Origin of the sequence: Brevundimonas sp. NIBR10 (genome assembly GCF_027912515.1) — a bacterium.
Taxonomy (GTDB): domain Bacteria; phylum Pseudomonadota; class Alphaproteobacteria; order Caulobacterales; family Caulobacteraceae; genus Brevundimonas.
The window spans coordinates 3604817-3622818 of the sequence record NZ_CP115464.1; the positions used below are offsets into that span (position 1 = coordinate 3604817).

Annotated in this window: 14 protein-coding genes and 1 tRNA gene; 10 read left to right on the forward strand and 5 right to left on the reverse strand. The window is 67.3% G+C overall.

From position 1 onward, the window contains the following. Positions 1-44 precede the first annotated feature (44 nt). Positions 45-830, forward strand: coding sequence for a hypothetical protein (locus O5K39_RS17620; RefSeq protein WP_271144903.1), 786 nt, complete (start codon positions 45-47; stop codon positions 828-830). Positions 831-1637: 807 nt separating this feature from the next. Then, positions 1638-2606: a hypothetical protein gene (locus O5K39_RS17625; RefSeq protein WP_271144904.1), complete on the forward strand. Its 969-nt coding sequence runs from the start codon at positions 1638-1640 to the stop codon at positions 2604-2606. A gap of 218 nt (positions 2607-2824) precedes the next feature. Here O5K39_RS17625 and O5K39_RS17630 read toward each other — a convergent pair whose 3' ends face one another. The 4 genes from O5K39_RS17630 to flbT form a co-directional block, all read right to left on the reverse strand. Next, a complete protein-coding gene (locus O5K39_RS17630; RefSeq protein ID WP_271144905.1) occupies positions 2825-3223 on the reverse strand; it encodes a hypothetical protein in 399 nt (132 codons plus the stop codon). 195 nt (positions 3224-3418) lie between these two features. After that, entirely contained in the window at positions 3419-4246 is an 828-nt protein-coding gene (locus O5K39_RS17635) for a flagellin (RefSeq protein WP_271144906.1), read from the reverse strand. A gap of 313 nt (positions 4247-4559) precedes the next feature. Next, positions 4560-4877 carry a flagellar biosynthesis regulator FlaF gene (gene flaF / locus O5K39_RS17640; protein WP_271144907.1) on the reverse strand — a complete coding sequence of 106 codons (318 nt, stop codon included), beginning with the start codon at positions 4875-4877 and terminating at the stop codon, positions 4560-4562. A gap of 13 nt (positions 4878-4890) precedes the next feature. After that, a complete protein-coding gene (flbT, locus tag O5K39_RS17645) occupies positions 4891-5313 on the reverse strand; it encodes a flagellar biosynthesis repressor FlbT (RefSeq protein ID WP_271144908.1) in 423 nt (140 codons plus the stop codon). A 136-nt stretch (positions 5314-5449) separates the two neighbouring features. Here flbT and O5K39_RS17650 point away from each other — a divergent pair, with 136 nt between their 5' ends. From O5K39_RS17650 to O5K39_RS17680, 7 genes are all read left to right on the forward strand, one after another. Beyond that, the gene (locus O5K39_RS17650) at positions 5450-7261 is read left to right on the forward strand and encodes a tetratricopeptide repeat protein (RefSeq protein WP_271144909.1); all 1812 of its coding nucleotides are present in this window, start codon (positions 5450-5452) and stop codon (positions 7259-7261) included. 119 nt (positions 7262-7380) lie between these two features. After that, the gene (gene alr / locus O5K39_RS17655) at positions 7381-8433 is read left to right on the forward strand and encodes an alanine racemase (RefSeq protein WP_271144910.1); all 1053 of its coding nucleotides are present in this window, start codon (positions 7381-7383) and stop codon (positions 8431-8433) included. 61 nt (positions 8434-8494) lie between these two features. Further along, positions 8495-8569: transfer RNA gene (locus O5K39_RS17660), tRNA-Val, on the forward strand. A gap of 98 nt (positions 8570-8667) precedes the next feature. Continuing rightward, positions 8668-9972, forward strand: a complete 1305-nt coding sequence (locus O5K39_RS17665) for a UDP-glucose/GDP-mannose dehydrogenase family protein (protein ID WP_271144911.1) — start codon at positions 8668-8670, stop codon at positions 9970-9972. A gap of 7 nt (positions 9973-9979) precedes the next feature. Further along, positions 9980-10951: an NAD-dependent epimerase/dehydratase family protein gene (locus O5K39_RS17670; protein WP_271144912.1), complete on the forward strand. Its 972-nt coding sequence runs from the start codon at positions 9980-9982 to the stop codon at positions 10949-10951. Beyond that, complete coding sequence (locus O5K39_RS17675) at positions 10951-11148, forward strand: hypothetical protein (protein ID WP_271144913.1); 198 nt, start codon at positions 10951-10953, stop codon at positions 11146-11148. Before O5K39_RS17670 ends, O5K39_RS17675 begins: the two co-directional genes overlap by 1 nt. Before the next feature lie 303 nt (positions 11149-11451). Then, positions 11452-12768 (forward strand): hypothetical protein, encoded by a 1317-nt coding sequence (locus O5K39_RS17680; RefSeq protein ID WP_271144914.1) that lies wholly within the window; start codon positions 11452-11454, stop codon positions 12766-12768. Between the two features lie 86 nt (positions 12769-12854). Here O5K39_RS17680 and O5K39_RS17685 read toward each other — a convergent pair whose 3' ends face one another. Continuing rightward, positions 12855-15266: a pre-peptidase C-terminal domain-containing protein gene (locus O5K39_RS17685; RefSeq protein WP_271144915.1), complete on the reverse strand. Its 2412-nt coding sequence runs from the start codon at positions 15264-15266 to the stop codon at positions 12855-12857. A gap of 218 nt (positions 15267-15484) precedes the next feature. Between O5K39_RS17685 and O5K39_RS17690 the strand changes: the two genes are divergently transcribed. Further along, positions 15485-17686 carry a DEAD/DEAH box helicase gene (locus tag O5K39_RS17690; protein WP_271144916.1) on the forward strand — a complete coding sequence of 734 codons (2202 nt, stop codon included), beginning with the start codon at positions 15485-15487 and terminating at the stop codon, positions 17684-17686. The last annotated feature ends 316 nt before the right edge of the window (positions 17687-18002 follow it).

The following is an 18002-nucleotide window of genomic DNA, read 5'->3' on the forward strand; positions in this document are numbered from 1 at the left end:
GAAGTCGCTTGCGAGATGACACCGGGGTCTGCCAAGGCCGGGCCATGTCCCGTCGCGTTCTGATTGCATCCCTGATCCTGGCCGCCACGGTCGCTGCCGCCGGTTCCGCCCTGGGCCAGAGCCGGCCGATGTTCGTCGCGCCCGGCGTGACCTTCCCCGAGACCGGCGGCGTCGTGCGGGCGGGTCAGAACGGCCTTGTCATCGACGACGGCGTGGCCAGCGTCGACGAGAGCGATCAGTACAGCCTACTGGCCCTGTCGGTGGACGACGATCCGCATGGAGTGATCCGCTTCACCTACGGCGACGCCTGGACCCTGGCCCAGCCCCGGCCGAGCTCCTGCGTCTTCACCGTCCGCCGCGTCGAACGCGCCCTGACCCAGTCCGCCGCCAACGACCTGGCCAGGACCCTTGCCGACATCGAGATGCAGCGCCTCAAGGAAGGCCACCCCCTGCTGACCGCGATCGGCGAGCGCCAGACGAACGGCGCGGTGGTCAAACAGATCGTCGATCGCTTCACCTGGACCGAGACCGTCACAGCGCCCCCTGCGGAGAGCGACGTCGGCGCTGATACGGCCACAGAACCCGCCACGGCCACCGTCTTCGGCCTGTCCAAGACCTGGCTCTTCGTCCTGTCGGCCAAGCCCTATTACGTCAACAAGACCTGCTTCGCCTGGACCACGGCCGAGGACCTGACCGTCATCGACCAGCTGATCGGCCTCGACTACCACCGCGATCCCGTCCTTGAGCGCGACCAACGGCGCGTTTTGCGTCCGCAAGCCACGACGCAAAGACAGAGCCGGTGCGCAGCCCTGTACCCTCATCCTTGCTGATCGGCCGTCTTCCGCCCTTCTGACCCTGGGTGCAGGAGCGGGGCCTGGGCGAACGCCGTCAGACGGCAGCGCCCTGCAGCGAATGGCGACACACGCCACCACGACGCCCCCTGCAAGTCGCCCCGCCCTCGGCCAAGCCGGCTGGTCATGGCCGCTTGCATCGCCTGCGTAGCTTCCCACCGTGCCGTCGGCCCCGACCACACCGTCGACCACCAACCTCGACCGATCCTGCCCGCGCGACTGACCCTGCCGATCGGCCGGTCGCCGGCACCGGAACACGGCCCCCTCGCCTCGCCTCCTGATCGTCCCCGTCGCGGCGGATGCCTGTCCGCGCCGTTCAAGACCTTCAAGGAGCCCCTGATGGCTGTCCCTTCCGCGTCGGCGCGTTTCGCCGGCTCATCCCCTGGTTTGCCCTGGCCGCACCGGGCCCTGGCGCAAACCACTCAACCAACCGCCAACCCGGCCCGTGCCTTCCCAGCCAGCCCCCACGCCGCCGACCCCCACGCGGGTCACCGGATGCCCCCCGGCCATCGTCACCCCGGCCCCCCGTCAACCGGCACGGACCATACGGCCACGACATGGACTGCATGGACCATTGCCATGCCCATGACCACACCCTCGGCCCCTCCCATGAAGCCGGCGACGCCTCGGGCACCTGTCTGGCAGTCCGCCGGATGCGTCCAACTCACCGGCGGCGTCCACTCGGACCGCCGCGACTGTCGATCATGACCCACACGCCCTGCACAACCTACCTGGGACCGCCATCGGCCCGCGCGGCGATGACAACTTTTCGTCTCGGGCATGCTGATGGCCGCCGCCCGCCGCGACTTCTCGGACGACGGCGTCCTGAACCTGCGCGGGATGCTCAGCCCCGATCCGCTGATGGGCAAGGAGGGCTATCCCCTGCTGCTGGCGGCGGGCGAGACGGCGAACGGCGTCGATCCCCTGGTCGATCGCCAGCACCCGCATGAGCTCGTCATGGAGCTGTCGGCCAGCTATGCGCGGCCGATCGGTCCGCGCGACAGCCTGTTCGCCTATGTCGGCCTGCCCGGCGAACCCGCCTTCGGTCCTCCCGCCTTCATGCACCGGATGAGCGCGATGGATAGCCCGGAGGCGCCCATCACCCACCACTGGCTGGATTCGACCCATATCGTGTTCGGCGTGGCCACGGTCGGCTGGGTCAGCGAGGCCTTCAAGCTGGAGGCCTCGTCCTTCCGGGGCCGCGAGCCGGATCAGGACCGCTACGACATCGAAAGCCCGTCGTTCGACAGCTGGTCAGTGCGGGCGTCGTGGAACCCGACCCCCGAATGGTCGCTGCAGGCCTCCTGGGCCGACGTCACCGAGCCCGAACAGCTCGACCCTGGCGAGGACGAGACCAAGACCTCGGGCAGCGCCATCCACACCCGGCGGTTCGGCATCGACGGCTGGTGGTCCTCGACCCTGGCCTGGGGTCGCAAGACCCCCGACCACGGCGAGACCAAGGACGCCTGGCTGCTGGAAAGTGCGATCCATCCGAACGACCGCTGGACGATCTTCGCCCGCGCCGAACGCACCGAGACCGACGAACTCCTGCCCGGTCATCACGGCGGTCATGGCGATGTCTTCACCGTCGCCAAGGCCTCGGTCGGGGCGATCCACGACTGGCGTATCGCCGAACACGTCCGGTTCGGCGTCGGCGGCCTGTATGCGATCAACCGCGTCCCGGCCGGTCTGGAGGCAGCCTACGGCGGCGACCCCGACGGGGCGATGATCTTCCTGCGGCTGAAGATCGACTGACCCCAACAGAGAAGGGCCGCCCCATCGCTGGAGCGGCCCTTCCATAGTCTGACCGCCAGGCGGTCTCTTGAGCGTCTTCTCAGACCCTCAGGAGGTGGCCGCCCCGACGGAGGCCAGGCTCTGGCCGTCCGCCATGCGGATGAAACTATGAGACACTGGATCACCTCCTTTCGACTGTTGAACAGGGACGTCGAAGGTGGGACGCATTTCAGCGCGCGTCAATCACCCGTCTGGATCGGTGTCAGCGTCAGCGTCAGACCCTCGAACATCTGTCCATCCGGCCCTTCGTCGCCGATGACGACCCGGGCGGTCTGGCCGCGCTTGATGAGCAGTTTCGGCTCCTGGGGCTGGGCGTCCCGGTCGTTGATGGTGACATAGAGCGACAGGGCATCGGCGTTGGCGTCGCCCTGAACCGGGTTGAGGCTGGCATTCATCTCGAACATCCCGCTGGCGTCGCTGATTGTGACGTTCGCCGTGCCTTCCTCGACGATCACGGTCTTGGCCAGCACCGCCGGTTCGCCGCCGCGGATGATCGACAGGTCGAGCTCATAGCGCGCCGGAGCATAATCCGGCCCTGCGGCGATCACGGACAGAACGAGGGCAAGAGCGGACAGCAAGGTCGAATCTCCCATGGGCGAAAACGATCAGCGTTCGTTGATTTGCCTACCTAGCTGTTAACGGTCGACCCGGATCAGCCTTGCGCTCAAGCAGCGAGCCCCCGACCTGATCCGGGTCGAGCGTTAGCGCCCTTCCCTCGTATGAAAAAGGAACGCCGGAGAGTGTTTCCACTCCCCGGCGATGACCTGAACGCTTTAGCCGCGGAACAGTGACAGGATGATCTGAGGAGTCTGATTGGCGATGCCCAGTGCCTGCACGCCCAGCTGCTGCTTGGTCTGCAGCGACTGGAGCTTGGCGCTTTCCTTCGCCAGGTCCGCATCCACCAGATTGCCCACTCCGGATTCCAGCGCGTCCGACAGTTTCCCGACGAACGTCGTATGGGTTTCCAGAGCCTTCGACTTGGTGCCCAGACGCCCGAGAGCGGCCGAAACCCGGTCGATGGAGGCGTTCACCAGACCCAGGGCCGTGGTGGCCAGGGTCGAGGTGCCGATGGACGTAGTCGCCGCCACGGTGACATTCGTGGACCCGAGGGCCAGCACTTCCGCGCCGATCGTCATGGTCCCACCAGCCGTGTTGGCCAGAGCCTGGAACGCCGTCGCGCCGGTCTTGATGAGATTGATCCCATTGAAATCGGCGTTGTTGGTGACCGTGGTGATCTGGTCGCGGATGGCCTTGAAGTCCTCGTTGAGGGCGCTCCTCGCTGCGGTCGTCAGCGACCTGTCGGTCGCGGACAGTGCCTTCTCCTTCAGTTGGAGCAAGAGGTCAGAGACCGACTCGCCCGCTGCCAGCGACACATCCACCGCGGAGGTTCCGCGATCGAGCGCCGTTTTCACTGCTCCCAACGCCTTGATCTCGGCGCGTTGGCCCTGGGCGATAGCCCAGACGGCCCCGTTGTCCTTGGCTGAGGAGACTTTCAGACCCGTGTTGATCCGGCTCTGGGTCGTCGACAGCTGGGCGTTGGTAGCGTTCAGGTTCTGCAGCGCGACCATCGCGCCGCTGTTGGTGTTGACCGAGTTGGCCATGGTGTGTGTCCTTCCATTCTGGTCGGGAGATGCAACGGCCTTCTGGCCGTCGAACCGGTTCTTGGTTCTGGCAAGCTCACGCAAGGACCGGGCCTGTTCAGGCCGCCTCGATCAGATTGAAAGGATTGGGGTTTTTTCGCGCACTCGGGTGCGCTAGGCAGAATTCGCCTACGAAGTCGGAAGGATTGGCGCGCGCTGGGTGGTTCGCGGTCGTTGATTAGTGGTGGCTGGAAACAGCGGGGCGTAACCGGCTCGCGGGAGGCAGCGACGCGCCAACCCTTAGCCACCCGTCACTAGCCACCAATCCCCACCATCACGCCGCCTGCGCCGCCGTCGGATCCGTCGCCAGACCCTGCATGATCGCGCGGTTCAGGTCGATCAGGACGTCGAAGGTTTCGCCATCGCGCATGATGGCCGACGAGTGTTTGTTCACGAACAGCGACAGCGAGATGATCTGGGCCCGCAGCGACATCGTCATGGCGTTGCCGGGGTCCGAACAGTCGGTCGCCAGCGTCGACCAGAGCCGCCGGTTCCAGTCCAGGGCGTCGATCCGGGTCGCGATGTCGGACGCATCGACGCTCGCGGCGTGCATCAGCGCGCGCGTCACCTGGCCGAACAGACGGTACTCCATCTCACGCGGAGATTCAGTCCGCGTCGCCGCCTGTTTGTACGCCTGAAGCATGCCCCAGCCTTTGCTCTTCGTAGTCGACCAATTTTCGTGCGGCCATCAGGGCCTTGTAGTATTCGCGCGCCATCACGTGCTTGGACGCGGCGACGCAGTCGGCCATCACCACCGGGTTCGAGATCGCCCCCATGAACTCCGACAGCCGCTGGATGAACTCGTCATAGACCTTGGAGGCCTGAGTCTCGTCCAGGTACATCATCATCACGGGGAAATAGACCCGTTTGGCCGGGGTGGTGACCTCCTCCAGCTGCATGATGTCCTTCTCGCGCAGGACGCTGGCCTTGTTCTGAAGGATCAGCACACCGCGCCGATCGCCGTTTTGGACGACAGCGCCGTTCAGGACGAATTTCTCGCCGGGCTTGAGCGACAGCTTCAGGGGCATCTGCGCGAGGTCTCCATCAGGCTCGCCTACGTGTCGTAGTCGAAGGCCCGCAAACACCGATTAAACGCTCGTGGTTAACCATCCCTTGTGAACACCTCGACCAAGCTGCGCTATCCCGACGACGAGCTCTCGATCCATGTCCGCACTCGCCCAGTTCCTGTCCGCCGAAGCCCCCACACCCGACGCAGAAGACGTCCACGCCCTGATGCCCCAGGCCACCGGGGTGGTCGGCGACGCCGCCTCTCCCGCCGCGATCAGCCGCCTGTCCCGCGCCCTGGCCGGCGACCGAACCTCGATCAAGGCCCAGAAGAAGGCGATCGAGACGCTGAAGGCGGCTCTGTCGGCCATCCGCGTCGGCGACTATGCGGGCGGGGCGCGGCGGGCGCTCCAGGTGCTGCAGTTCGATGAACGCCACGGCGCGGCCTGGCACGTCCTGGCCATCTGTCGCGAGAAGGCCGGCCATCTGGCCCACGCCCTGACCGCCTACGAACAGGCGCTGAAGATCACGCCCGAGGACGTCAACATCGCCCACGACCTGGGCCGGCTGGCCCAGCGGCTGGGCCATCTCGAGATCGCCGAGAAACTGATCCTCAAATTCCTGGCCGCCGAGCCGGGACATATCGAGGGCACCAACAACCTGGCCTGCGTCCTGCGGGACCAGAAGCGCTATGACGAGGCGATCGACGTCCTGCGCGACCTGATCGCGATCGAGCCGGCCGACCCCACCTTGTGGAACACGCTCGGCACCATACTGACCGACCAGGGCCGGATGGAACCGTCACTGACCTTCTTCGAGGAGGCGCTGCGGCTCGACCCCGCCTTCGCCAAGGCCCGCTACAACCGCGCCAATGCCCGCCAGCCTCTGGGCGACGCCCAGGGGGCGCTGGAGGACCTGGACGCCGCCCTGCCCGGCGCCGAGACCCCCTATGAGGCGGCGATGATGAACATGGCCCGCGCCATGACCCTGATGGGTATGGGTCGGCTTCAGGAGGGCTTCGAGGCCTATGAGGTCCGGCTGGATCCCGAGATGCCCGAGGCCGTGCATTTCGTCGTCGACGCCCCGCGCTGGGATCCGAAAACCCAGGACCTCAAGGGCAAGCGCGTCCTGATCATCGGCGAACAGGGCATCGCCGACGAGATGGTCTTCGGCGGCTGTATTCCCGACGTCATCGACGCCGTGGGCCCGGACGGCAAGGTCTTCATCGCCGTCGAGGGCCGACTGGTCGCGACCTTCCAGCGCAGCTTCCCGACCGCCATGGTGGGCACGCACAAGGCGGTCCGCCTCGACGGCCGCCTGACCCGCTATGTCCCCTTCATGGAGGAGGTGGGCGAGGCGGAAGGCAAGGCCGACGTCTGGGTGCCCATGGCCAGCCTGTGCGCCGTGTTCCGCCATTCTGTGTCGGACTTCCCCGACCGCGACGGCTATCTGAAACCCGATCCGGACAAGGTCGCCCACTGGACGGCCGAGATCGAAAAGCTGGGCCCCGGCTTCAAGGTCGGCCTGCACTGGAAGAGCTCGATCCTGACCGGGGTGCGTGCCCGCTATTTCTCAGCGTTTGATCTCTGGGCGCCGATCCTGACGACACCGGGCTGCGTCATGGTCAACCTGCAATGCGGCGACGTCTCGGAGGATCTGGCGGCCGCAGAGGCTGCGGGCGCGAAGATCTGGACCCCGCCGATCGACCTGAAGAACGACCTGGACGACGTCATCGCCCTGTCCTCGGCGCTGGACCTCGTCATCGGCCCGGGCATCGCGGGCACCAACATGGCGGCGGCGACGGGGGCGCGCACCTGGCTGATCCATGCGCCCGACGACTGGCACCTGCTGGCCACCGACCGTTACCCCTTCTATCCACGCGTCCGCACCTTCGCCACGGGCGGGTTCGACGGCTGGCCCCGCGCGATCGAGGCGATCCGGGCGGCATTGGTGGAGGAAGTGGGGAGATAGGGACGAGGTTTGAGGGATGAGGGATAAGGGGTCGGGCATCACGGACGTCCCTATCGCCAAAGCGGTCGTCGCCCCCTATTCCACACACCTCATCCCTCATCCCTCGCACCTCATCCCTTATGACAGCCCCCGCCCGCCTCACCGTCGACCTGAACGCGCTCGCCCGCAATTTCCACACCCTGTCGGCGATCAGCGGATCGCCGGCCCATCCGGTGGTGAAGGCCGACGGCTATGGCCTCGGCGCCGGCCGTTGCGCCGGGCGACTGATGAAGGAAGGCGCGCGCACCTTCTTCGTGGCGCGAGTGTCGGAAGGCGTCCTGCTGCGCGCCGCCCTGGGGCCTGAGCCGACCATCTATATCCTCGACGGGTGCCCGGGCGATTCCATCCCCGACCTGCGCGCGGCCAACCTGCGGCCCGTCATCAACCAGCCCGCCCAGCAGGCGGCCTGGCTGGCGTCGGGCGGCGGCGCCTGCGCGGTCCAGATCGACACGGGCATGAACCGGCTGGGCTTCCGGCCCGAGGATGCGCCCGAACCCTTCGAGGGCGTCGAACTGGTCATGAGCCACCTCGCCTGCGCGGACGATCCGGCCGAGCCGATGAACCGGCGACAGCGCGATGCCTATGCCGGGGTCTGCGACCGCTATCCCGGCGCGATCCGGTCCTTCGCCAACTCCAGCGGCTGTTTCCTGGGCCCCGACTTCGCCTTCGACGCCGTGCGGCCCGGCATCAGCCTGTACGGCGGTGGCCCGGAAGGCCGACCCGACCCACGCATCGCCCCCGTCGCCACCCTGACCGCCGACATCCTCCAGGTCCGCGACGTGCCTGTGGGCGAGAGCGTGGGCTATTCGCGCGGCTTCATCGCCACCCGCCCGACCCGCGTCGCCACCTGCGCCACCGGCTATGCCGACGGCCTGTTGCGCAGCTACAGCCGGGGCCCCGGGAGTGTTTCAGGCCAGGTCTGGCTGAACGGTGCCCTCCTGCCCCTGCTGGGCCGGGTCTCGATGGATGTGATCGCCGTCGACATCACCGACACCGACGCCGCCCTGGGTGACGCGGTCGAACTGTTCGGCCCCAACCGCATGCTGGACGACGCCGCCAACGCCGCCGGCACCATCTCCTACGAACTCCTCACCTCGATCCTGCCCCGCGTCCCCCGGGTCTATATCGGCTGAGCGCGCCCGACGCTTGCGCCCTTCGTCGTGCCGGGCTATGTCCCCGCCTCCTGAAACGGCCGGATGCGTAGCTCAGCGGGAGAGCACCTCGTTCACACCGAGGGGGTCACAGGTTCAATCCCTGTCGCATCCACCATTCCCCTGTCCTAGAGTTCCTTCTCCGACCGCCATCGGGCGCACAGCAGGATTTGAGCGCACGTCTCTCAGCGGACGGCGCAGACGGGGTTTCCTTCGATGAAGGTCGCGATCATCGGCACGGGCTATGTCGGACTGGTTTCGGGCGCCTGTTTCGCCGACTTCGGCCATACGGTCGTCTGCGTCGACAAGGACTCCGGCAAGATCGAGCGGCTGGAGAACGGCCAGATTCCGATCTTTGAGCCGGGGCTGGAAAGCCTGGTGGCCGAGAACGTCCGTGCGGGCCGTCTCGATTTCACGCTCGACGGCGCAGAGGCGATCCGGAACGCCGACGTGGTCTTCATCGCCGTGGGCACCCCCACCCGGCGCGGCGATGGCCATGCCGACCTGTCCTATGTCTATGCCGCGGCCGAGGAGATCGCGGGCCTGATCGAAGGCTTCACCGTCATCGTCAACAAATCGACCGTGCCGGTCGGCACCGGCGACGAGGTCGAGGCCATCATCAACCGGGTGAACCCCGACGCCGACTTCGCCGTCGTCTCCAACCCCGAGTTCCTGCGCGAAGGCGCCGCCATCGAGGACTTCAAACGTCCCGACCGCGTCGTCATCGGCACCGACGATGAACGCGCCCGCAAGGTGATGGCAGAGATCTATCGCCCGCTCAGCCTCAACGACTTCCCGGTGATCTACACCTCGCGGCGGACGTCCGAGCTGATCAAATACGCCGGCAACGCCTTCCTGGCGCTGAAGATCACCTTCATCAATGAGATCGCCGACCTGTGCGAAAAGGTCGGGGCCGATGTGCAGCAGGTCGCCAAGGGCATCGGGCTGGATGGCAGGATCGGGTCGAAATTCCTCAACGCCGGGCCGGGCTACGGCGGCTCGTGCTTTCCCAAGGACACCGTCGCTCTGGTCCGCACGGCCCAGCAGTACGGCGCGCCGGTCCGGCTGGTCGAGACCACGGTCGAGGTCAACGACGCACGCAAGAAGGCCATGGCCGACCGTGTCATCGCAGCCTTGGGCGGAGCGCCGAAGGGCAAGACCGTCGGCATCCTGGGCCTGGCCTTCAAACCCAACACCGACGACATGCGCGACGCCCCCAGCCTGGACATCGTCCCCGCCCTGATCGCCGCCGGGGTCAAGGTCCAGGCCTATGATCCCGAAAGCATGGACGAGGCGAGGAAGCTGCTGCCCGATATCGACTACCGCGACGACGCCTACAGCGCGATCGTCGATGCCGACGCGGTCGTCATCCTGACCGAATGGGACCAGTTCCGGGCCCTGGACCTGGACCGGATCAAGCTTCTGGCCCGCGCCCCCGTCATGGTCGATCTGAGGAACGTCTACCGCCCCGCCGAAATGCGGGCGCGCGGTTTCGCCTACACCAGCATCGGCCGGGGATAGGGGCACCATGACCGTCATCGTCACCGGGGCGGCCGGCTTCGTCGGGATGCACGTCGCCGAGCGGCTGTTGCAACGTGGCGAGACGGTGATCGGCGTCGATGACTTCAACGCCTATTACGATCCGGCCCTGAAGGACCTGCGAGCAGCCCGTCTGGCGGCCCATCCCGCGTTCCGGATGGTGCGCGCCGACATCGCCGAGCCCGAGGCCATGCGCGACCTGGTCCGCGACACGGGCTCCGAGAGGGTCGTCCACCTGGCCGCCCAGGCCGGGGTCCGCTATTCGATCGACCACCCCTTCGCCTATCAGCGGTCCAACCTGGCCGGCCATCTGTCGATCCTGGAGGCCTGCCGCCACGGCGATATCGAGCATCTCGTCTATGCCTCGTCCAGTTCGGTCTATGGCGACAGGCCGCTGACCGGACAGGGATTCCGGGAAGACGATCCGACCGTCTCGCCGGTGTCGCTGTATGCCGCGACCAAGCGGTCCTGCGAGCTGCTGAGCCAGAGCTACGCAGCCCTGTATGGCTTTCCGCAGTCCGGCCTGCGGTTCTTCACCGTCTATGGACCCGTGGGCCGACCGGACATGGCCTACTTCGGCTTCACCGAGAAGATCATGCGGGGCGAACCGATCGAGGTCTATGGCGAGGGCCGGATGGCGCGGGACTTCACCTATGTCGACGACATCGTCGATGGGGTGATCGGGGTGCTGGACCGGCCACCGAGCCCGGGTGCCCACGAAGTCTACAACATCGGCGATTCCAGTCCCGTCGGTCTGATGGACATGATCCGGACGCTGGAGGCCGCCCTGGGGCGCGAGGCCGTCAAGATCATGCGGCCGATGCAGCCGGGCGACGTCACCTCGACCTATGCCGACATCACCAAGCTCAACGCCCTGACCGGCTATGCGCCCAAGGTGGCCCTCGCCGAGGGGCTGAGTCGGTTCGTGGACTGGTGGCGCGACTGGCGCGGAATGGCCTGATGCCGGCCGACCGTCCCGATCTGGAACAGGCGCTCGACCCGTGCTGGCACACCCCGTTTGAACTGAAGCTCGACCGTTCCGTCCCGGAATCGGTGGACAGGCACTTGCCTGCCGGGACGGCGACAGAGTTCAACCGGTGGCGGGTAAAGCACGCCCGTCGGGGAGATGGCCCACCGGGCACGGCCGTCGTGCAGTGATCGCCCGCTTTACGGCGATCAACGCCAGGCCGGATCTCGCGATGTCAAATCCCGCCAGCACTGGCTTTCAGCCGCATCCCCCCAACCGCCACCAAGGGAATGAGTGCGGTTAAGCTTCGCCTGTCAGGGGCACTCGCTTGCACTCAAGCGCCACAGTTCCGATGAGCATTCGCAACCCTTCTGGAAGACCTCGCGCTCGCCTTTGAGGTGAAGCAACATGGTTACTATCCCCGTCCCGGGCGCAAACCCACCGTGCGGCGCACCTCTTGCTCTAGGTCGTTCATCGACATTGGAGTGAGCGCAGTGAACCGGATCATCATCATCGCAGCCGCCGTAACCCTCGCCTCCGCAGGTTCGGCCTGGGCTGGAGCGGGTGCAGGCGGCAACGGCGGCGGCCATGGCGGCGGCGGCAGCGGCGGCGGTGGGGGCTGCGGCTCCAGCTGCGGTGGTGGCGGCGGCGGTGGCTACACCGGCGGCGGCGGCGGTCACGGTGGCGGAGGTTATGGCGGTGGCGGTGGCGGTCACGGCGGTGGCGGCTACGGCGGTGGCGGTCACGGCGGCTGGAACCGGGGCGGCAACGTCAACGGCAACTTCAACAACAACGTCAACGTCAATGTGAACGCGAACTCCAACGCGAACTCGAACTCCAACAGCAACGCCAGCTACGGGCGCTCGGTCCTGAACGCCCGCGGCTATTCGGGCTACGGCCAGTACAGCATCGGCGGCGGTGGCGGTGGGTATGCCGGTGGCGGCGACGGCTTCTATCCCGCCGGTCCCGGCTATGGCGACGGCGGTGGCGGGGTCGTGATCTCCCAGGACTACGGCTGTGTCGCCACGGCTGGCCCCAGCGCGCCCTTCGGCTATTCCGTTTCGGGCTTCGGCCGTCGTCTCGTGTCCCAGCAGGGCTCCTACGCCGCCTACTATGGTGGTCAGGGAACCTGCGGTGCGCCCGTTCCGGTTCCGGCCGGCCCCTGCTGCGCCCCGGCCCCGGTCGGCCCGTGCTGTACGGCACCTGCGCCCGTTCCGACGCCCGTTCCCGTCTGCGGCCCCGGATACGGCGGCGGTTATGGGGGCGGCTACGGTGGTCGCTACGGCAGCCGGATCCCGCATGGCGGCGGCGGCAACGTCTGCGGCCCGGTGGCTCCGCCTCCCCCGCCGCCTTCCTACGGTTGCGGCGAATGCAATGCGCCGGTCTACAGCCAGCCCTTCTACGGCCATGTCCCGGCCCCAGCGCCCGTCACCCTGCGCTCGCAAGGCGTCCGTGTAGCCTCGCCCCCCGTGAACGTGCCGCCGCAGGTGGTCTACATCCAGGGCCCGCCCGTCTGGGTCGACGCCCCGCCGGTCAATGTCGCGCCGGCCCAGATCTATCTGGAAGCCCCGAACGTCCGGGTCCGTCCGTCCGAGGTCACCGTGGCCCCGCCGGAAATCCACTACACCCCGGCCCAGGATCACCCGGAAGACGACTGCTGCGACGCCGTCTATTCATCCTCCCCGGCGGCGGAACCCTATGCCGAAGGCTCCTATGCCACGGAGGCTCATCTCCCGCCCGAGCGCGATCTGAAGGATTACGCCCCGGCTACAGGTTATGGTCCGACAACCGGCGAGACACAGTTCCAGTAGGGGCTGGGACGTCTTTCAGCGGGGGCTGAAAGACAAGGGCCGGCGAGCATTGCGGTGCTCGCCGGCCCTTCTGCGTCCAAGGGTGGTCAGTGGCTGCCCGCCCCCATCCGACCGTTGTCGGCCAGGCGGATGACCACATCATCGATCTGCACCCCGCCGCGGTCGATGACCAGGTTCTGGTAGTTGCGCTGACCCTCGGACGTTTCGGCCTCGACGCCGGCGACCTCGGTCGTGAACTCGCGGCGCAGGTAGGTGGCCAGTTCGCCGGCGGTGACCATGGTGTCGCCGTCACCGTCCGCCTCGCCCGACAGGCCGGCGCGCAGGAAGTGGGCCAGATAGCCGCCCGCCTCGAACTTGTCGGCGACGGCGCTGGTCAGGTCTTCCTCGGAACTGAACAGGCCCATGACGCCGGGCCGGTCCACGACGTTTCTGGCAAACCCGCCTGAGAAACAGCTGTCCAGGACCAGCAATGACAGCCGCGTCCGCAGGGTGCCGAACAGCCGCGCCATCTCGCGGTCCGAGATCTCGCCGTCGCTGAGCACGATACCCTCGGAACGGCCGTCGGGCTCGATGGCGCTGACCTGTGAGACCTCGCCGTCGGTCTGGGAGCCGTGGCCGGAGAAGAAGAACATGAACATGTCGTCCGGTCCGGCCTGCTGGGCCACACGGCGGAAGGCGCTCTCGACGCTTGCCACCGTGGCCTGGGCATTGGTCAGGGTGACGCTGGCAGGGTTGAGCACGCCCTCGCGCCGCAGGGTCTCGGCCAGCTTAAGGGCATCGTCGTCGGTATAGGGCAGGTCCGACTGCACATCGCCGTATTCTGACACCCCGACCATGATGGCATAGACGCGCGGCCCGCCGGGCACCGAGGCCTGGCGCGGCGAACCCTGGCTGGGCATGACGCTGAACCGGTACGACCCGGTCTCGCCGGCTTCGTAAGACGTGACGGCGACGGTGTATTCGCCGTCCTCGGCCAGGGCCGTGTCGAGGCGGCTGTTGGTGCCGTCGTCGCCGTCGTCGTTCTCGATCTGATTGCCCGAAGGGGTGGTCAGCATGATGTAGGCGTCGAAGGCCGAAGAGGTCAGCTCGGCCGCCACCCGCTGACCCCGCCGACCCTGGAAGGTGAAGGTGTCCACGTATTCGCCGCTGTCGAGCGTGTCGTCGCCGGCCTGGAGCGCCCCACCGACCGTGTCGCCGATGCGTAGCGATCCGCCATCACCCGGTCCCTGGCCACGCGGAGCATTGGGCATCGGTTGTGGACGATAGGACGAGCCGTCGCCGACCGACAGCTGATAACGACCGCTCTCTCCGGCCTCATAGCTGGTCGCCGCGATCTCATAGGTTCCGTCGGCGGGCAGGGTCACGATCAGACGGCTTTCGCGGCTGTCCTGCGCATCCGCATCGTCGTCGTTGAAGGCCGAGAAGCCGCCAGGGCCGTTGATCTGCAGATAGGGATCGAACTCGCCCGACGACAGCCGCAGGTCCAGCTCCTGGCCACGCCGTCCGCGAAGGGTGAAGGTGTTGACGTATTCGCCGCTGGACAGGGTGCGAGCCCCCTGGCCCAGCCGGCCGTCGCGGGTTTCCCCGACCCGGATCGGCGCACCGGAGGAGCCTGGTTGCGATCTGTCAGGCTGTGGGCCCCGACCGTAGCGGCCATTGCTGCCGCGCTCCTCGGCATAGACCTGACCGCCCTCTTCCAGCGTCAGGCTGTAGGAGCCGGTTTCGCCGGCCTCGAAGGTGGTGGCCGAGACCTGGACCTCTCCGTCCGCGGCGGCGGTGAAGGTGATGGCGCTGTCGGTGGAACCCCGGCTGCCGGGATCGTCGTCGTTGTCCTCGCTCAGCCCGCCCGGCCCCCGCGCCACCAGATAGGCGTCGAAGTCCCCGGACTGGAGGGTCAAGGTATAGGTCTGGCCCCGACGGGCGCGGAACCGCCAGCCGTCGGCATACTCGCCCGTGCTGAGCCGCGAGTCGCTGCGTTCCAGCGCCTCGCGCACCGTCGCACCGGGCTGCAGGACGTTGTTCTGGCCCCGCCGCGCGCTGGCCCCGATCCGGTCGGCGATGCTGCCGCCCACGCCGACACCCGGACCTCGCCCGCCGCCGAACCCTCCACCCCCTTGGAAATCGAGGGTGTATCGCCCGCTCTCGCCCGGCTCGTAGCTGGTCGCCATGACCCGGTAGGTTCCGTCGGCGGGAAGCCGCAAGTCCAGCGCCGCCGAGGTATCGCCGTCCTGGCCGTCGTCGTTCTCGTCCGAGAAATCGCCCGGACCGTTGATCAGCAGATAGGGGTCGAAATCGCCCGAGGACATCGACAGCGACACCCGGTCCCCGGCCCGGCCCTGAAAGGTCCAGGTGTCGACGAACTCGCCCGAATCCAGCTGCTCGTCACCCTGACGCAGGTCGCCATAGGCCGGCGCGCCGGGCTGCAACCGTTGCTGGGCATGGGCGGTGCCGCCGACGAGCGCGAGTGCGACCGTGGCCATAAGCAGTGATTTCGACATGAGACTCCCCCGAGTAACGCCGTGCAGTGATGACGCCGTTGGGCCAACTTGTCATCAGCGTCGATGAACGGGACCTGACATCTTCGCCGAACGCCGCGCGACAAACGCCGCTGTCACCACCATTCGGCCTTGATATGGGCGCAGATGGCCGCCCCTTCACGAGACATCGCGACCGCGCGTATCTCGCCTTCGCGCCCAAAGCGCCCTACGAGACAATCATGCCCTTCCCCGCCAGTCATCCCGCGCTCGACCGCGCCCTTTCCGATCGCGGCTATGCCGAGCCGACCCCCGTCCAGGCCGCCGTGCTGGATGCCGCCCCGAACGACGACGGATCCGGTCGTGACCTGCTGGTCTCGGCCCAGACCGGTTCCGGCAAGACGGTCGCCTTCGGCCTGGCCCTGGCCACGACCCTGTTGGGCGACGCCGAAAAGTTCACCGACTTCGGAAATCCGGTCGCCCTGGTCATCGCCCCGACCCGCGAACTGGCCCAGCAGGTCTCGTCCGAACTGCAATGGCTCTATGCCCAGACCGGCGCCCGGATCGTGTCCTGCGTCGGCGGCATGGACCCCAAGACCGAGCGGCGGGCGCTGGAACGCGGGGCCCACATCGTCGTCGGCACGCCGGGGCGTCTGCGTGACCATCTGGAACGCGGTGCGCTCGACCTGTCGGAAGCCAAGGCCGTCGTCCTCGACGAGGCTGACGAGATGCTGGACATGGGTTTCCAGGAAGACCTGACCTTCATCCTGGACGCCGCGCCGCCCGAGCGCCGGACCCTGCTGTTCTCCGCCACCCTGGCCCGCGACATCGTCCAGCTGGCCAAGACCTATCAGCGCGATGCCCTGCGGATCGACACGGTCGCCGGAAACAAGTCCCACGCCGACATCGAGTACAAGGCCATCCGCATCGCGCCGAACGAGATAGAGCTCGGGGTCGTCAATGTGCTGCGCTATTTCGAGGCCCCCGGTGCCCTGGTGTTCGCCAACACCCGTGAGCGGGTCAAGCATCTGACCTCGTCCTTGCGTGAACGCGGCTTCTCGGTCGTGGGCCTGTCGGGTGAATTGACCCAGAGTGCGCGGTCCGAGGCCTTGCAGGCCCTGCGTGACGGCCATGCGCGGGTCTGCGTCGCCACCGACGTCGCGGCACGGGGTCTGGACCTGCCCGATCTGGGGCTGGTGATCCATGCCGAGATTCCGGTCAACAAGGCTGGCCTGCTGCACCGTTCGGGTCGGACGGGGCGGGCCGGCAAGAAGGGCGTCTCGGTCCTGCTGGTCAGCTATACGCGCCGCCGCAAGGTCGAGTTGATGCTGCAATCGGCCTCGATCGTCGCCGAGTGGTCGGGGCCGCCGAGCGCCGAGATGATCCTGGAGAAGGACCGCGAGCGGCTGCTCGCCGATCCCGCTCTGACCGCGCCTGTCGATGACGCCGAGGCTCTGGAACTGGGCAGGCTGCTGCTGGAGCGGACCACGCCCGAGCAGGTCGCTGCCTCGCTGATCCGGCTGTATCGCCAGAAGTTGCCCGCCCCGGAAGACGTCTATGACGACGAGCGGATGAAGCGGGCCCAGGTCAGCGGCGTCAACGATCGTGGCCAGCGCGACGGGCCCCTGACGGACTTCGCCCGGGGCGGCGAGATGGTCTGGTTCCGGGTCAATATCGGCCGCGACAAGAACGCCGATCCGAAATGGCTTCTGCCGACGATCTGCCGCATCGGTCACGTGACCAAGGGCGACATCGGCTCGATCAAGATCTTTGACCGCGAGACCAAGTTCGAGATCACCAAGGCCGCCGAGGCCAAGTTCCGCGCCGCCGTCGCGGCCTCGACCGAAGACGGCGTCACCGTCGCCAACGCCGTGGCGCCGGGCCCGAAGGAAAAGCCCGCCAGCCGATGGGACAAGACCCCGGTCGGCGACGCCGGCGACCGCCCGGCCCGCAAGCCGTGGGCCGACAAGGGCGAGAAGAAGCCCTGGGTGAAGCGCGAAGACGGCGCTCCAACGGGTGAGAAGAAGCCTTGGGTCAAGCGTGAGGACGGCGCTCCAACGGGCGACAAGAAGCCGTGGGTCAAGCGTGAGGACAGCGCTCCAACGGGTGAGAAGAAGCCTTGGGTCAAGCGTGAGGACAGCGCTCCAACGGGCGACAAGAAGCCGTGGGTCAAGCGGGACAAGCCGGAAGCGGCCGAGCGGACCCCCTGGGCCGGCAAGGTCGATACGGGGGCTCCGGCCAAGAAGCCATGGGTCAAGAAGGACGCAGCCGCCTCGCCGAAGGCCGCCTGGGCACCGGCGTCGGATGCTCATCCCGCGCCCGGTGGTGAGCCGGCCTGGAAGGGCAAGCCGAAGGGTGGAGATAGGCCCTGGGGGGCGAAGGACGCACGGGGCAAGCCGACGGGCAAGCCTGCCGGAGCCAAGCCGTTCAAGGGCAAGAAGTAGCCGGACGCCGGCTCGCCGGAACCGCTTGGTCGGAAGACGCGTCGCTGCTCAGGCAGCGGCGCGTTTTTGTTGTCTGGTGGGAGGGCGGAAGTATGCGGCGGGGGCCGTGATGGGCGGCATGTGCCGACCCGGGATGGTACCGCCTCTCAGGCTTGAACTGAGGACCTCCGGTTCCACAAACCGGCGTCCCTGCCTTTTCACCTCGAACCTGAGATTTCAGGCGGTGCAGCAAACGCCGTCTTGAGCCGTATTGCGCTGTTCATGCGGTTCATGTCGTTTCATAGTGTTGCGACGATCTGTGCCCCCAATGTGCCCC

Bases quoted from the DNA above. Each gene is read 5' to 3' on its own strand.
- alr (WP_271144910.1), top strand. From the start codon at position 7,381: ATGACAGCCCCCGCCCGCCTCACCGTCGACCTGAACGCGCTCGCCCGC.
- flaF (WP_271144907.1), bottom strand. From the start codon at position 4,877: ATGGAGTACCGTCTGTTCGGCCAGGTGACGCGCGCGCTGATGCACGCC.
- O5K39_RS17650 (WP_271144909.1), top strand. From the start codon at position 5,450: ATGTCCGCACTCGCCCAGTTCCTGTCCGCCGAAGCCCCCACACCCGAC.
- O5K39_RS17625 (WP_271144904.1), top strand. From the start codon at position 1,638: ATGGCCGCCGCCCGCCGCGACTTCTCGGACGACGGCGTCCTGAACCTG.
- O5K39_RS17620 (WP_271144903.1), top strand. From the start codon at position 45: ATGTCCCGTCGCGTTCTGATTGCATCCCTGATCCTGGCCGCCACGGTC.
- O5K39_RS17685 (WP_271144915.1), bottom strand. From the start codon at position 15,266: ATGTCGAAATCACTGCTTATGGCCACGGTCGCACTCGCGCTCGTCGGC.
- O5K39_RS17670 (WP_271144912.1), top strand. From the start codon at position 9,980: ATGACCGTCATCGTCACCGGGGCGGCCGGCTTCGTCGGGATGCACGTC.
- O5K39_RS17665 (WP_271144911.1), top strand. From the start codon at position 8,668: ATGAAGGTCGCGATCATCGGCACGGGCTATGTCGGACTGGTTTCGGGC.
- O5K39_RS17675 (WP_271144913.1), top strand. From the start codon at position 10,951: ATGCCGGCCGACCGTCCCGATCTGGAACAGGCGCTCGACCCGTGCTGG.
- O5K39_RS17690 (WP_271144916.1), top strand. From the start codon at position 15,485: ATGCCCTTCCCCGCCAGTCATCCCGCGCTCGACCGCGCCCTTTCCGAT.
- O5K39_RS17635 (WP_271144906.1), bottom strand. From the start codon at position 4,246: ATGGCCAACTCGGTCAACACCAACAGCGGCGCGATGGTCGCGCTGCAG.
- flbT (WP_271144908.1), bottom strand. From the start codon at position 5,313: ATGCCCCTGAAGCTGTCGCTCAAGCCCGGCGAGAAATTCGTCCTGAAC.